The organism is Paenibacillus helianthi, from assembly GCF_001909055.1.
GTDB lineage: Bacteria > Bacillota > Bacilli > Paenibacillales > Paenibacillaceae > Paenibacillus_AQ > Paenibacillus_AQ helianthi.
The window spans coordinates 1-740 of sequence record NZ_LVWI01000018.1 but is presented as its reverse complement, the minus strand read 5'-3'; the positions used below and the strand labels follow the sequence as shown (position 1 = coordinate 740).

Annotated in this window: 1 protein-coding gene; it reads right to left on the bottom strand. The window is 49.3% G+C overall.

Features of this window, described 5'->3' with window-relative positions:
* Positions 1–96 precede the first annotated feature (96 nt).
* Positions 97–740: transposase (locus A3844_RS06665; RefSeq protein ID WP_143192027.1), on the bottom strand; the 644-nt coding region annotated here is incomplete at its 5' end.

The window sequence follows — 740 nt, the reverse complement described above, 5'->3', positions numbered from 1 at the left end:
AAAAGGGGCTGTCTCATAAGTAGATTTTCAAAAAAAAGAAACAGCCCATATGTATTCAAGAGGCAGTAAAAAGACAGCAAGGCCGCGATTCTCCTGTTATTGGAGAATCGCGACCTTGCGTTTTTGGTCCACCGTGGCTTGCTTCAGCATATTATGGGCAAGCGAAAGCCAACCGACCTCAAGCGTCACTTTTTCCATGCCGCGAAGCAGAAAGCGCCGGAAGCCCCGGTTATTCTTCAGTTGTCCAAATACGCTTTCTGGTTCCGTCATTCGGCGTACGGCCAGGGCATAACCTTCCTCGCTTCGCAGGATGTCCCGAGCCTGCTTCTGGTACCGCAGCCTCTCCAGACTGACAACCACTTCCCGATTTCCTGCTGCCTTGGTGCAGCGTTCCTTCAGCGGACAACCTTCGCAGCTTTGGCTTCGGTAATGACGTTTGTGAATTTTATATCCGCTTTGTAGTGTCTCCTTGCTCTCTTTGCGGAAATGCAACGTTTCCCCAGCTAGGCACGTCCATGTATCCCTGGTTTCACTGTACGTCCAGTTCTCCACCTTTCCGATATTCTCTTTCCAAGCTTTACTCTTTTCTTTGTGGTAGCTGCCGTATTTCACGACCGCCTGAATCTCTTCCTTTTCCAGATAGGCGTAGTTTTCTTCACTGCCGTAACCTGCATCCGCAATTACCGCCCTAGGAAGTTTACCCAAGATCTTTTTTGCCTTTTCCATATGCGGCTGTAAAC